12 protein-coding genes and 1 pseudogene are annotated in these 14,523 nt (G+C 41.3%); 8 read left to right on the forward strand and 5 right to left on the reverse strand.

From position 1 onward, the window contains the following. Positions 1 to 10: 10 nt before the first annotated feature. The 4 genes from V7L29_RS13905 to V7L29_RS13920 form a co-directional block, all read right to left on the reverse strand. Positions 11 to 229 (reverse strand): type II toxin-antitoxin system VapC family toxin, encoded by a 219-nt coding sequence (locus V7L29_RS13905; RefSeq protein ID WP_334735845.1) that lies wholly within the window; start codon positions 227 to 229, stop codon positions 11 to 13. 247 nt (positions 230 to 476) lie between these two features. After that, the gene (locus V7L29_RS13910) at positions 477 to 647 is read right to left on the reverse strand and encodes a hypothetical protein (RefSeq protein ID WP_334735846.1); all 171 of its coding nucleotides are present in this window, start codon (positions 645 to 647) and stop codon (positions 477 to 479) included. A gap of 106 nt (positions 648 to 753) precedes the next feature. Beyond that, positions 754 to 894, reverse strand: a complete 141-nt coding sequence (locus tag V7L29_RS13915; protein ID WP_334735847.1) for a hypothetical protein — start codon at positions 892 to 894, stop codon at positions 754 to 756. A 115-nt stretch (positions 895 to 1,009) separates the two neighbouring features. Beyond that, complete coding sequence (locus V7L29_RS13920; protein ID WP_334735848.1) at positions 1,010 to 1,720, reverse strand: Uma2 family endonuclease; 711 nt, start codon at positions 1,718 to 1,720, stop codon at positions 1,010 to 1,012. A 206-nt stretch (positions 1,721 to 1,926) separates the two neighbouring features. Here V7L29_RS13920 and V7L29_RS13925 point away from each other — a divergent pair, with 206 nt between their 5' ends. The 8 genes and pseudogenes from V7L29_RS13925 to V7L29_RS13955 all read left to right on the forward strand — a co-directional run bounded on the left by V7L29_RS13925 (position 1,927) and on the right by V7L29_RS13955 (position 12,388). Then, positions 1,927 to 2,544 (forward strand): GUN4 domain-containing protein, encoded by a 618-nt coding sequence (locus V7L29_RS13925; protein ID WP_442944188.1) that lies wholly within the window; start codon positions 1,927 to 1,929, stop codon positions 2,542 to 2,544. 1,061 nt (positions 2,545 to 3,605) lie between these two features. Further along, positions 3,606 to 4,001: a hypothetical protein gene (locus V7L29_RS13930; RefSeq protein ID WP_334735849.1), complete on the forward strand. Its 396-nt coding sequence runs from the start codon at positions 3,606 to 3,608 to the stop codon at positions 3,999 to 4,001. Positions 4,002 to 4,211: 210 nt separating this feature from the next. Beyond that, positions 4,212 to 5,120: pseudogene (locus V7L29_RS13935) on the forward strand (DUF4351 domain-containing protein). A gap of 129 nt (positions 5,121 to 5,249) precedes the next feature. Then, a complete protein-coding gene (locus V7L29_RS35500; protein ID WP_442944189.1) occupies positions 5,250 to 5,381 on the forward strand; it encodes a DUF4351 domain-containing protein in 132 nt (43 codons plus the stop codon). Positions 5,382 to 5,802: 421 nt separating this feature from the next. Beyond that, positions 5,803 to 8,463, forward strand: coding sequence for a bifunctional aconitate hydratase 2/2-methylisocitrate dehydratase (gene acnB, locus V7L29_RS13940; protein ID WP_334735857.1), 2,661 nt, complete (start codon positions 5,803 to 5,805; stop codon positions 8,461 to 8,463). A gap of 157 nt (positions 8,464 to 8,620) precedes the next feature. Further along, complete coding sequence (locus V7L29_RS13945) at positions 8,621 to 10,354, forward strand: DUF262 domain-containing protein (protein WP_334735850.1); 1,734 nt, start codon at positions 8,621 to 8,623, stop codon at positions 10,352 to 10,354. Positions 10,355 to 11,146: 792 nt separating this feature from the next. Next, on the forward strand, positions 11,147 to 11,683 hold the full coding sequence (locus tag V7L29_RS13950; RefSeq protein ID WP_334735851.1) for a universal stress protein: 537 nt from the start codon (positions 11,147 to 11,149) through the stop codon (positions 11,681 to 11,683). Positions 11,684 to 12,022: 339 nt separating this feature from the next. Continuing rightward, positions 12,023 to 12,388 carry a DOPA 4,5-dioxygenase family protein gene (locus V7L29_RS13955; protein WP_334735852.1) on the forward strand — a complete coding sequence of 122 codons (366 nt, stop codon included), beginning with the start codon at positions 12,023 to 12,025 and terminating at the stop codon, positions 12,386 to 12,388. Positions 12,389 to 12,603: 215 nt separating this feature from the next. Here the strand turns inward: V7L29_RS13955 and V7L29_RS13960 are convergent, their stop codons facing one another. Further along, positions 12,604 to 14,295 (reverse strand): ShlB/FhaC/HecB family hemolysin secretion/activation protein, encoded by a 1,692-nt coding sequence (locus V7L29_RS13960; protein ID WP_334735853.1) that lies wholly within the window; start codon positions 14,293 to 14,295, stop codon positions 12,604 to 12,606. Positions 14,296 to 14,523 lie beyond the last annotated feature (228 nt).

Raw genomic sequence — 14,523 nt, forward strand, 5'->3', positions numbered from 1 at the left:
TCGCTGTTGACTACATTACCTCTAACTCACTCACTACCAAAACTCTCAACTCAGTCACTCGCTTCAAAGCTACATCATTGGTCAAAAAAGCATCACAACTAGCCATTAAAGCTGCTGCTGTCTGCAACGCATCGGGTAAATGAAGGTTATAACGTACTCGCATTCTTGCAGCTTTTCGCGCAATTACAGCATTAATCTCCACAAAAACCACTTGATCTTGTTGCAACACATCAACAAAAGCCCGCTATAAATCCGCTAACCCCAGACGGATAGCACCTACTAAACACTCTGATAAAGTTATCCCAGATGTTACTGCTGTAATGTCAGCATCTAAACGCTCAAAAATTGGGAGCATCCCAATGCAAGCAAATTTACCCAATTAGGGGATAGTCATTGCGAATGAAGCATAGCGAAATGAAGCAATCGCAAATTCTAGATGCTGCGATTGCTTCTCTACGAGACGCTCCGCGAACGCTTCACTTCGTTTCGCTCGCAATGACAAAATATGTTTTTACACATTTGCGATGCTCCCCAAAAATTGGTTCAACTAAATCGACAAATTGCGGATTGCGTTCTACAAAATAAATCACGGGTGCTGTATCGACAAATAACCGAGAAACTCCGACTAAAGCATCATTAATCTTCATTACTTTGTTTGGGACAATCTTTCTCGATGCTCATCCCCTTCCCGTCGAGTTCGTGAAAGCCACTCTTGAGCATCTTCACCGCATAGGGGATAGGGGGCCATACCTTTCAAGTCGCTCCACTTGCGTTTTGGTTGCGCTTGAATGACGTGCTTTTTACACGCTTTACCAAATGCCCCATCACCGTCAATTGCTCTTCTGGGGTCAATTGCTCAATCTCGCTTAAAATTTTTTCAAGTGACGGACTCATCAACCTCACCTACTCAATTGCCTTGAGTTATAGAAAACATTGTATTGTCATCTGAAGATTCAAGGTGCGATCAATTACCAATAAAACCGAATCGCTTGGCAACAAAATCACTATTTTATAGAAGATTGAGGTCAATATTTAATTCTCGCAACTTAGCGGCTAGGCGTTCTGCGCGCTGCTTTTCCTGTTCAGCACGCTGTCTTTCTTCGTCCGCACGCTGCTTTTCTTGTTCTGCCAATTCTTGCGGTGTCGGCACTAACTGCCCTTGTGCTGTAAAATAGCGTAATTGATTATCCTGCACACCCAAATATAAATCTAACTGCTGACTCCATAACCAACCTTGGGAGTTCGGTTCTATTGGTTGGTAATGAGCGTCTACTAAATGAAACCCTACAAATTCTAAATTATGGGGATCAAACCAAAAATACTCTGGTGTGCGAAAGATATCTTGGTAGATTTGTTTTTTTAAGCCTTTGTCTGTGGCTTTTGTGGAAGACGAAAGCAACTCGACAATGATATTCGGATATTTACCATCTTCTTGCCAAATCACCCAACTTTTGCGCGGTTTTTTTTCACATCCTAGCACCACAAAAAAGTCTGGGCCGCGAAATTCCTCTGATTTCAGTTGACGTTGGCTATAGTAAATTGTCAAATTTCCCGCCGCATAAAAGTCATTGCGATTTTGCCACCACAATTCCAAGCATTGTAATAACAGAATAATTTGGCGCAGATGTAAATCGCTTTCCAATGGTGGTTCGTCACTGTAGATATCTGCTGGTGGAAATATTATATCTTCTGCTGGTTCTAATTTTTGGGCAACTGACATGACTTTATTAGGGCTAAGGGTAAGATGATCAGATGAACGGCTGCGGGTGGATGCACAGATGTAATTACTATCATAGGGGTTGCTGATTTATAGTTATGTGCGATCGCTCTGTATTAAGACTTCACTGTTACTGCTAACTGTAACCCCAAAGCATCCAACAAAGAATTTAAATTCTAAAATTCAATCTCTCCTTTCTCTGATAGCATTTGGTCAAGTTTATTGTAGAGTTCCTTGATTTATGCAGAAAGCTGATTTGGGGCATTACTGGGGACAAGCCAGGGACAACGCCTATAACTCAGCCTACAGCACCTCAAACAGATAACTTGGACTCAGAAAAAGGCATAGATTACACCAGACTACGCTACTTACTAGCAGCAAAAAACTGGAAGGAAGCCGACGAAGAAACCTATCGGGTGATGATTCAGGCTGTAGGTAAAGAATATGGCGACAACTTCTACGAAGACGAACTCTTAAATTTTCCTGGCACTGACTTACGCACAATTGACCACTTATGGGTAAAATACAGCAATGGACACTTTGGCTTCAGCGTCCAGAAGGATATTTACTTGAGCGTTGGCGGTAAAGCTGACGGCAAATATAACCTAGAAGCCTGGGAAAAGTTTGGCGATCGCGTAGGATGGAGAGTGAAAAAATGGATGGTTTCTTCCGAGTGGATTAGTTACTCAGACGTAAATTTTAATACAGCCTTCCCTATTGGACACCTCCCTTTGACTGTTCTGTCGGTATGGCCGTGGCTGAGCCGATCGTTGGGTCGTCCTTGGTTCGGGCGTCTCTTCTCTCGCATGGAGACTAGTAAACTGTAACATCTAAACCAATTCGCAGTTTGCAATTCGCAATTCGCAATTTGTTTAGAGTAGAATAAATAACATTTTAGTCTGGTGAAAATATTCTTAATTCAGACTCAAATGTATAGCAATCCTATTTGATTTGTGAAAATCGAGAGGCTCAGATCCCCGACTTCTTTGAGAAGTCGGGGATCTTGTTGTTCACGAATGATTTAGGATTGCTATAGCAAAAGCCAGATTGAAAGTTACGTTGAGAGCGAGACATGAAAAAAATTGCTAAGATACTACGCTTGCTATAATGCACTCACTAACAAACTTTAGTCATTAATGTTACAACATTGACTCTTAAGGTTACAACATTCAGGCTTAAGGTTATATGATGAAGTCTTAAAGGTAGAACATCAAGCCTTAAGGTTACAACATTAAGTCTTAAAGCTAGAACATCAAGTCTTAAGGTTACAACATTCAGGCTTAAAGTTAAAGCGATCGCTCATAACGCTTCTCAATTGCATGGAATACAGACCATTTGTAGGGGCACAACAATGCTCATAAGTGTCAACTTAACGTATAAGCTAGATTTGGCGAACTTTCCAGGTTTGACCCTCACCCCCAACCCCTCTTCCAATTTTGGGAGAGGGGGGCAAATTCTCTAGTTCTCCTTCTCCCAAGTTGAGAGAAGGGTTAGGGGATGAGGGCAAAACGTCCTCTCAAAGCAGATTTTTTCCTAAGTTGACACCAATGAGCTTTTTCTGTGCCCTATTGTGTATTGCATCCATAGACGCGTAGCGGCTACTCTGCGAGAACGCTAAGAGCGAACCCGCAGGGGTACAAGAACCGTTATAGAAGTAAAAGTGCGATGTCTACGACGGGCTATGCTTACGCTTTTGCAACAACATTGTAGTTTTCGTACAACTTAAACATAATATTATTTCACTAAAAATCAACCTTTCGTGATTAAATTCCGAGAAATCACGGGCATTAATAAAAACTTTTAGTTATAAAAATGCGCTTTTTGCTGAACCAAAATACAGGTCAATTAAGACAAAATAGTTCTGTAAAGCTATTAAAGGTGTAAAATTGTGCCTCGAACAAAACGTAGTTCCCGGATTCTAGAAAAAGCTGAATTTAGAGTTGCTGGACTGAAAGCTATTGATCCAAATATCAATTTTGATGATACTTACAGCTTACAAAACCTGACTCAATTAATAGAGAAATTTCACAATATGCTTGATGATTATAACGCTGCTATAGCTATGATTGACTCTTCTAGAAAAAAGCTGGATGAGATGGAAAAAACCTTAAGTCAGGTTTCAGATAAAATGCTGGTGGGGGTTGGTTTTAAATACGGCAAAAACAGCGATGAATATGAACTTGCAGGTGGCGTTCGAGACAGCGATCGCATCCGTAAAAGCAGATTGACGCGCTTGAAATCTAATACAGATAAAACATCAGAGCAAAATGCAATAACCGCTTAATACCATTGCGTGGAAGTTTAAGCGGTAAAGTTAAGTGCATTTTGGGCGAGGTATAAAAAATTAAAATTAATCAGCCAAATGTGACATTTAAGGTGTTCAAATCCCCGACAACTTTTACGAAGTCGGGGATCTATTGTCTCACGAATGATTCTGGACTGCTATATAATAAAACTTTGCATTAATCCAGAACTTCCGCAATTTTAAAATTGAATGACCCGGTTTATACATGATAAATTTGCTAAAGACTATCTAGAAGAATTACTAAAAGATTATGGAGAAATCAGAGCATCAGAAAAAGTTGCAGGAGAGATTAAAGAAATAGATGTTTTATTCACTCCTGCCAAACAGCAAAACTCTAATTTACAAATACTGGGTTTGTTAGGAAGATTTGCTGAACATCCTGCAATAATAGAACCGTTCCGCAATCCAGCTTCTACTGATGAAATCTGCGATTGTATTCTCAAATTATTAGAAGTCAAGGCTTTATTGCGACGAGATGCTAAAGCCAATAAAACCAAACTTCAAGACTCAGATATTCCCAAATTGTGGGTTCTGACACCAACCATATCTGAAACTAGATTGTCTAGCTTTGGAACTATGCAAAAAGAGAGTTAGTTATTAGGAGTACATTTCCTACCAGATGCCTTGCGGACAGCAATTGTGGCGATACACCAACTACCGCAAACACCGGAAACTTTGTGGTTGAGGCTTTTAGGAAGGGGAAGTGTGCAGTCGCAAGCAATTATCGAGTTGCAAGGGTTACCATTAGATTATCCATACCAGAAAGCAACCCTGGAATTAGTTTATAACTTGCGCGAAAACTTGAGAGTAAATCAAGAATTAGAAGCAGATGATCGGGAGTTAATTATGCGACTAGAACCACTTTATCAAAGAGATAGAGAACAAGCTAAAGAAGAGGGAAGGCAAGAGGGAAAACAAAAAGGAGAACAAGACTTAATACTGCGTCTACTAAATCGCCGTATTGGTGAAATTGATGCCTCATTAATCGAGCGAATTAAAGGCTTATCTATTGAACAATTAGAGAATTTAGGAGAAGCATTGCTAGATTTTTCTATTGTTGCTGATTTAGAAACTTGGTTAAACCAACAATCAATCTAATTCATTTCGATTGATAAAGAGTTAATTATGCGACTAGAACCACTTTATCAAAGAGACAGAGAACAAGCTCTACAGGAAGGAAATAAACAAGGAGAACCACGTTTAGTTTTACGCTAACTCAATCGCCGGATTGGTGAGATTAATGCATCATTAATCAAGCAAATTCAAGGCTTATCGATTGAGCAATTAGAAAATTTAGGAGAAGCATTGCTAGACTTTTATAGTGTTGCTGATTTAGAAACTTGGTTAAACCAACAATAAGGATATAGCCATTTTCAATTTGGTGAGATACAGGTATGCAAATAGACCTAACCCCCTAACCCCATTCCCGGTTTGGGAAGTGGGAAAAATTCAAAGCCTCTCTTCTTTTAGGAGAGAGCAATGGAAGTGAAGTACAATTTTTACCTTACTCGATCGAGAACCACTATAAATCATTAATATGATTAATTAATTTATCACAAAGTCGGATTCTACAGCTACACTAAACAGGGTTGCTCGTATTCTATGAAAGTTTAAAGATATTTGCTTGACGAAAACTAAACTTTCAGTATAAAAAAGATTTGCAAACAACCGATTACTCATAAGGCTTTCAGCTATAAAAATTAGGTAAACTTTTATAGCCAAGAATTGCCTAAAAATATTTCATAATTAAAGGGAGAACATCCCAATGGAGAACATAAAAATGCTAGAACAATACCGTAAGCATGTTGCGGAACGCGCCCAATTCGGTATTCCCCCTTTGCCATTGGATGCGAAGCAAACCTCAGAATTATGCGAATTACTGAAAAATCCGCCAAAAGGTCAAGAGGATATATTATTGCATCTATTGAGCGATCGCGTTTCTCCTGGTGTTGATCCAGCAGCTTATGTCAAAGCTGGATTTCTCACCGCGATTGCCAAAAAGGAAATCACCAGTCCCTTGGTTTCGCGCATAGAAGCGGTGCAATTGCTAGGGACGATGGTAGGTGGTTATAATGTGCAATCTTTAATCGAACTGCTGCAATGGCCCACCGTATCCCTCTCAGACTCATCTGAAACACCTCTGGTAATGGGTGGACAAGGAAAGGAACCCATCGCCGCCTACGCCGCCAACGCCTTAAGCAAAATCCTCTTGGTGTACGATGCCTTCCACGATGTTTTAGAGTTGTCTAAAACCAATCCTTTCGCCAAGCGGGTGATTGACTCTTGGGCGGAAGCTGAATGGTTTACTATTCGCCCCACAGTACCAGAAGCTATCACTGTCACCGTTTTTAAAGTCCTTGGCGAAACCAATACCGACGACTTATCCCCTGCCCAAAGCGCCACAACTCGCCCAGATATTCCCTTACACGCCTTAGTGATGTTAGAGTCACGCCAACCGGGAAGTTTGAAAACCATTGCCGAACTGAAGAAAAAAGGGCATCCTGTAGCTTATGTGGGAGATGTAGTTGGTACAGGTTCCTCGCGTAAATCTGCAATCAACTCCGTATTGTGGCACATGGGAAATGATATACCTTTTGTGCCAAATAAACGCGCTGGGGGTTATGTTTTAGGTGGTGCGATCGCGCCAATCTTCTTTAACACAGCCGAAGATGCCGGTGCTTTGCCTATTCAGTGCGATGTCACCAAACTGGAAACTGGTATGGTAATTACCATCCATCCCTACAAAGGCGAAATCACCAACGAAGCAGGCGAAGTCATTTCCACCTTTGCCCTCAAACCTGATACCATCCTTGATGAAGTCCGCGCAGGTGGACGCATCCCCTTACTTATCGGACGTACCCTCACCGACAAAACTCGTCTTGCACTTGGTTTACAACCCAGCACCATTTTCACCCGTCCTCAGCAAGCCTTTGATACAGGCAAAGGCTACACCTTAGGACAGAAAATGGTAGGTAAAGCTTGCGGATTAACTGGTGTGCGTCCCGGCACATCCTGCGAACCCATCATTACTACCGTTGGTTCCCAGGATACCACAGGCCCCATGACCCGCGACGAATTGAAGGAACTCGCTTGTCTTGGTTTCAGCGCAGACTTAGTGATACAAAGTTTCTGCCACACAGCTGCTTATCCCAAGCCAGTAGACATCAAAACCCATCACGAACTCCCCGACTTCTTTGCCTCCCGTGGCGGTATCGCCCTCCGTCCCGGTGATGGTATCATCCACTCTTGGTTAAACCGGATGCTGCTACCTGACACCGTGGGAACTGGCGGCGACTCTCACACTCGCTTCCCCTTAGGTATTTCCTTCCCCGCCGGTTCAGGGTTAGTAGCCTTTGCAGCTGCCTTGGGTGTCATGCCTTTAGATATGCCAGAATCAGTATTGGTAAGATTTAAAGGTGAATTGCAACCAGGTATCACCCTGCGGGATGTTGTGAATGCCATTCCCTACGTGGCAATTCAAAAAGGTTTGCTGACAGCAGAGAAGCAGAATAAGAAAAACGTTTTCTCCGGGCGAATTCTGGAAATAGAAGGTTTACCAGATTTAAAAGTTGAACAAGCCTTTGAACTCACTGATGCTAGTGCCGAGCGTTCTTGTGCCGGATGTACAATTAAGCTGAGTGTAGAAACAATTTCTGAATATCTGCGTTCCAACGTAGCGCTGCTGAAAAATATGATCGCACGGGGCTATCATGATCCGCGTACCATGCTGCGCCGTGTGGCAAAGATGGAAGAATGGTTAGCAAATCCCGTGTTATTGTCAGGCGATGCTGATGCTGAGTATGCCGAAATAATTGAAATTGATTTGAATGAAATCAAAGAACCAATTGTTGCTGCTCCCAATGACCCCGATAATGTTAAGTTATTATCAGAAGTTGCTAATGATCCAGTGCAAGAAGTATTCGTCGGTTCTTGTATGACGAATATTGGTCATTATCGGGCAACAGCCAAAGTTTTGGAAGGCGCAGGTGAAGTGAAAACTCGTCTATGGATATCACCACCAACGCGCATGGATGAACACCAATTAAAAGAAGAAGGTGTATACAGCGTTTTTGGGGCTGCGGGTGCGCGGACAGAAATACCAGGATGCAGCTTGTGCATGGGTAATCAGGCGCGAGTTGCTGATGGTACAACAGTGTTTTCTACCTCTACCCGCAACTTCAATAATCGCATGGGTAAAGATGCGCGAGTGTATCTTGGTTCAGCAGAATTAGCCGCAGTTTGTGCGCTGCTGGGACGGCTTCCGACAGTGCAGGAATATTTAGATATTGTGGCGAGGAGAATTCATCCTTTTGCCGATGATTTGTATCGCTATTTGAACTTCGATCAAATTGCTGGTTTTGAGGATGAAGGGCGCGTGATTGCGTTGGAAGACATGCTGAAGATTGAAGATATTTTGGGTATGCCGACTGCGGTGAGGTAGGTAATAATTGACATGAAACGCCGCAGGCTAAAGCCTGGGGCTACACGAACGAAGCCCGCATTAGCGGGCTTTTTAATGCAAATCAATCACACGTAAGTCTTTAGTAATACAAAAATTTAGTTATTATCGTATATGATACATAAAGCAAATAACAACTATGAAAGCATCAGAAACAAGTCTCCGTAACTTACTAGAAGGTGGTAAACAGTTTCAAATACCTCTTTTTCAGCGACCATACTCTTGGAAAAAGGAGAACTGGGAGACTCTGTGGGAAGATTTGATAAGTCTCTATAATGATGATGAAAAAGGCTTTTATTTTCTTGGGCCTATAGTAACCCAAGCTGAACTGGGAACCGCTGACGGTATAAGTCGATATATTGTTATAGACGGACAACAACGTTTTACAACCCTTAGTATTCTCTTGGCGGCATTAAGAAATTATCTCAAGAAGTCTGACAAACAAATAGCAGAACAGATACATGAATTTTTTTTAATAAACAAGTATCAAAAAAATGATGATTTTTATAAAGTGCTGCCTACTCAGGATGACTGTGACGCATATAAAAGCATTATCGACAATAAGACACCTAAGGCTAAAAATAAAGAATCACAATCAGGAGCAATACATGAAGCTTATAAATTTTTTGATAGCAAGTTGAAAAAGCCTTTTGTAGATGAGGATGTTTTATTAGACTTTACAAAATTTAAAAATATTATTTTAGAACGTTTAGTATTAGTAAATATTACTTCTGATAACAACGATAACCCATATCTTATTTTTGAAAGCTTAAATAACAAAGGAGAAGAATTAACCCAGGCAGACTTAGTTCGTAACTATATATTTATGAAGTTACCTTCTGAAGAAAGGGATGAAGTTTACAACAACGAATGGTTGCCTCTTCAAGAAAGTTTTAAGTTAAATATGAAGCAAAAGGAATATGCAGAAGAACTAACTAAGGCATTTTGGTTTTATCTGCGTAAAGATGGAGAGGCAGTTAATGAAAAAGCCGTTTATAAATCAATTAAACAACGTTTTGATGAATCGGCTAAACGCTTTGAAAAACCTGAATTAGGTATCAAGGCTGAGTTACATAACCTTATAAAATTTACTAATTACTATCTACGTCTTAATTTTGATGAGGAAGAACAAGAACCAAAACTAAAGTATTGGTTTCAGCGTTTAAAAAAATTGGATTTTACTACTTGTCATATATTTCTCCTGAATATTTATTATGAATATGAATCACAACGCTTATCTATTCAAGATTTTGAGAAAATCCTGCGATATTTAGAATCTTATTTTGTACGCCGTTGGATTGTCGGGATTCCTACTAGAGCTTTAGGCACAACCTTTAACAATCTTTATAAGCAAGTAAAGCAAAAAAATCCTGAAGATTTAGTAAATGGATTACGCCAAGTTCTAATCAGCTTTGAGAAAACTCAAGTATTTCCTGATGACAATTTATTCTCTCAGCATATCATCAATGAACCTTTATATAATAATAAAAGCTCGGCAGCAAATGAACGTGTGAAGTTTTTATTAGAAAGTATAGAACAATCTTTGAGTAAGGAGCGTGTTGATACTCTGCCTATGAGCCTTGAGCATATTATGCCCCAAAAGTCCCCTTTACGTAAAGAGTGGCAAGAAATGTTAGGCGCAGATTATAACAAGGCGCATAAGGAATGGCTTCACACTATAGGTAATCTCACGCTAACACAATATAACTCTGAATTGTCTAATAAATCCTTTGAAGAAAAATTGAAAATTTTAAGAGCTAGTAATGTGACTTTGAATCAGTATTTCCGAAAGGTAGATGTTTGGAATGAAGAAGAAATCAAAAGTCGTGCTGAATATTTAGCTAATATAGCTATTAAAGTGTGGCCTCGATAAAAAAGTTGGTATATTTATGGACTTATACACAACAGTTTTGTAAAAGAGTGCAGGTTATTAGGTTGCTTTATGCCTAGACAATGGAATAGTCGGACAAGGAATAAATCAAAAAGCAGCAATCAAGCAACTTAATGAAGTGATCGCTTTTTTTTGAAGTCGAGAAAATAGAACATAATATTTATTATGCTTTATTCCTTATAGAATAATTACATGAGTTTTTAGCAGTGGAAGACACTGAATCAATATGATAAATCATCGAGTTCAAGAAAGTTAATAAAAATTGTTCCTCATCCTTTTGTGAATCTTGTGCTTCTGAACCAGGCAAAGTAATGAAAATTTTAACCCAAAGCGTTCTAACAGACTGATAATTGTATCTGTAATTACGTTGCGATCGCACCTCTGATTCCTCAAGTGCGATTATTAAGTAATATAGCGAATTCACTTAGAACACGTATTTTTCCTCATCCTCTAGCTCCTTCTGGTAAACTTGCCAGAAGGGGAAGCAAGCGTCAAAGTCCTTCTCCCAATTTTGAGAGAGGAATTTAGCCTCAGGGTCTAAAAATGTGTCTTCTAAAACGGAATACTCATTGATGAGCAAAGATTTATCTTTGCTTTCTTCACAAGTTCCTCAGATTATTTTAATATAAACATAAATATGGGGCGAAAAGCTTTAAGAAATTTAAAATCGAAACTTGCCAAACATAGTTGAGGGATTAGTCATTTTTGGCAATCCAGCATTTGGAAACCCGAAACCGTAAAGACCAATTACTAACGAAATCGGAGGTCTATATAATGTTTAAAAAGATTCTAGTTGCATTAGATCGCTCAGAAATAGGTCAACAGGTTTTTGAGGAAGCGTTGGGTTTAGCAAAGTTAACACAAGCTAGTTTAATGCTACTGCATGTCCTATCTCCCGAAGAAGAGGGTAGTCCTTACGGCCCTATGCTGTCTAATTTGGACTACTATCCGGGATTAAGCAGTGAAAGCTTCGAGTTATACCAAAACCAGTGGGATACCTTTAAAACTAAAGGCATCCAGATGTTGCAATCTTTCTGTGCCCAAGCTAACACAGCAGGTGTAACTACGGAATTTACACAAAATATTGGTAATCCCGGTCGCATCATTTGTGACTTAGCCCGTAGTTATGGCGCTGACCTAATTGTCATGGGGCGTCGGGGTCGTTCTGGGCTGATGGAAATATTTCTCGGTAGTGTGAGTAACTATGTTCTTCACCATGCTCCTTGTTCAGTGCATGTTGTCCATCTTTCACTTACTCCTCTAACAGATGAAGTTATCAACAAAACTACAAGCACTTTCAAGGTTGACTAACTATTAACATTGCATAAATCTTAGCAAACCAAATTCAGAATTTGGTTTATTCTCGCCTACCTATTTACCTGAATCAATGACCTCTGTAGAGTCAATCTCCACAACCGATCCTTACTGCACGGTATTGGGCTAAAATTGAGCGTAGGCGTAGCCCGCACTTCTCTACGAGACGCTCTTGCTAGCTTGCTTCCACGTACCACTTCGTGGAAGCAAGCTACGCAAAGCGTCCCCTAGGCAAGTGGTACGACAAGCTCAGTGAACCATCGTAGACATCGCTTTTTCAGTAAAAAAGAAAAAGTCCGCTACCCAAAATTAGAGTTGAGAGCGAAAAGTGGATCTATGAAAGAAGATACTATCGAGATCACTGGTTTTCATGCTCATGTTTACTTCGATACCGCGAGTCGGGATGTAGCAGCGCGTGTACGTGAGGGATTGGGCGCTAGGTTTGATGTGCAACTCGGACGCTGGTTTGATAAGCCTATTGGGCCCCACCCAAAAGGAATGTATCAAGTTGCTTTTTTACCGGATCAGTTTGATAAAGTCATTCCTTGGTTAATGCTCAATCGTGAGGGATTGGATATTCTTGTCCACCCTGAGACAGGCGATGCTGTGGCAGACCACGCGGTTCATTCCCTATGGTTAGGAGAAAAGCTAGATTTGAATATTGAGTTTCTTCGACAGATTAGTTCGACTTTATCCAATTAAGCTAAGTAGCCTACTTTATTGGGCACAAGTTCTGGTCTGGGGCGTGAAACTTTTTCTATTGTGATTAATTCTGGTGAAATGAAAAAAGTCGAATGTCTTAATAAATAAAGATTTCAGCCTATGCGTAGACGCTTTTAACGGCTTGCCGCAGGCATCGCTAGAAAGAAAAATCCATCTGTTTTGTCTAAGTCTCATTAAAGGATGTTTGGAGCATTTCAAAACGGCTGATAGCGTATTGAAAAGTAGAGACCGTTTTCTTGCAACGAGTTGCCCCGATCGCCAACTGAAATTAAGGGAATACCATAGTCTAGGTGCAACGATAAATCGGGGATAATCAGCCAGCGCGAACCCAGTCCTAAACTGGCAATTGTCGCCGGGTCGGGGTCAATTTCTCGATGATTCCAGACCGTACCGATTTCAAAAAAAGGCACTAACTGTAGTACTTTGGGATCTGATGTCAGGGGAACGCGAACCTCGACTGAACCCAGGATGCCATTGTCGGCAACGAGTTGGTTTTGTCGGTAGCCTCGAACTGTATCAACTCCACCTATACTGAAGCGTTCCAAAGATAGCAAAGAATCTGGGGTTAGCTGGGCATCAATTCGCGCTACTAACAGATTTCTGGGTGACAACTGCTGCACCCACTGAAATTGTCCCAACCAGGAAAAGAATTGCCCGTCAGTACCTGTGTTATTAATGGTTGCATCAAACGCATCTATCCCTAGACTGAATTGAGACCGAGCGGCTAAGACTCGTCTGGTGCCGCGATTCACCCAATGTTGAGAAAACCGAATCACTGTAACTTTGCTTTCCCCCTTTTCCGGACCTTCTGTGAAGGAATAGGGAGTGTCGTTGAGTATATATGTTTGGCTGCGACGCAGGTCTAAGGATAAGCCGAATGCAAATTCACTAGTTGGTGTTCTTGTGATTGGCTGACGAAAACCGAGGGAATATGTTTGAGTCTCGCTTCTAATACCTATATTCCGAAAATCTTCTTCAATAATGCGGCTATCGTCATTGTTATAGCGGAAGCTAAGAGTACCATTGCGAGCATTCACAGGGATAGTATAATTGATGTCGTAGAGGTTAAGTCCTTCAGTACGACCGTATCTGGCACTGAGGCGATCGCCAAATCCCAACAGATTATCATGACTGACTTCTATGCTACCTTGGATGGAACCAATGCTGGGAGATTGGTTGTTATCTATGGTGAAGGCAGTATGAAAGGCAGGTGCTTCTTTGAGACTGACCCGTAAGATATTGTTCCCCGGAGTGCTACCTGCGGCTAACTCAGCATTTACCTGCTCAATGAGCGGATCGAGTTGCAACAGTTGCAAGGCTTCTTTTAGGCGTGGCTGGTTTAAGGGAGTAGAGGTGGCGCGAATGATGCGCGATCGCACATAGCTTTCTCGCAATCGCCTTAAGCCACCAATTTCAATCTGCTCGAGTTTGCCCTCTACAACTTGAATTTTGACTATACCAGTGCTGAGGTCTTGATTGTTGAGCAAGAAGGCTCCAGAAGTGATGTAGCCATTTTTAATGTAGAGTTGAATAATGGCAGAGCGCAGTTCGAGCAACTCTTCAAAGGTGACTGAGCGGTTCTGGTAAGGCTGGGTTAATTTGGCAATTTCGTCCTGCAAGACGGTATTTCCCTGCACTTCCACTTTTTTGACGAAGAAGCGATCGCTCGACGGGGAAGTAACCTCTGGTTGCTCTGGGGTCGGGGGAGGTTGCAGTTCGGGTAGTGGTGGTAATGTAGGCGTTTCACTAGGGAGAGGACGAGGTGATTCAGAGGGTTTGGGAATGGTTTGTTCAACCGCGTCAGGCGCAGTTGGGGGAATGGTGACGCCTGGTGGTGGTGTGGACTGAGCCATTGCACTGAGGGCAAGGCAAGCTGAGGTCGCCATGCAAGAACCTGAAATGGCAAACCACCTTAAGATTGGGTACATATTCTTGTTATTAAATTAAGAACATTCTCGACTCATAACGAGTTTCCCATTCGGTAGTCGATACACGCCTTGGGGTTCTACAATTGGGTCGCCTTTGTGCCAAGGACGATTTGGGTTGGTCGTTGAGGGTGTGCTGTCACTAGGTAAAGTTTTCATGTCCACTGTAGGAAAGCTGGACATCTGGGC

This window comes from Nostoc sp., assembly GCF_036916575.1.
Lineage (GTDB): Bacteria > Cyanobacteriota > Cyanobacteriia > Cyanobacteriales > Nostocaceae > Nostoc.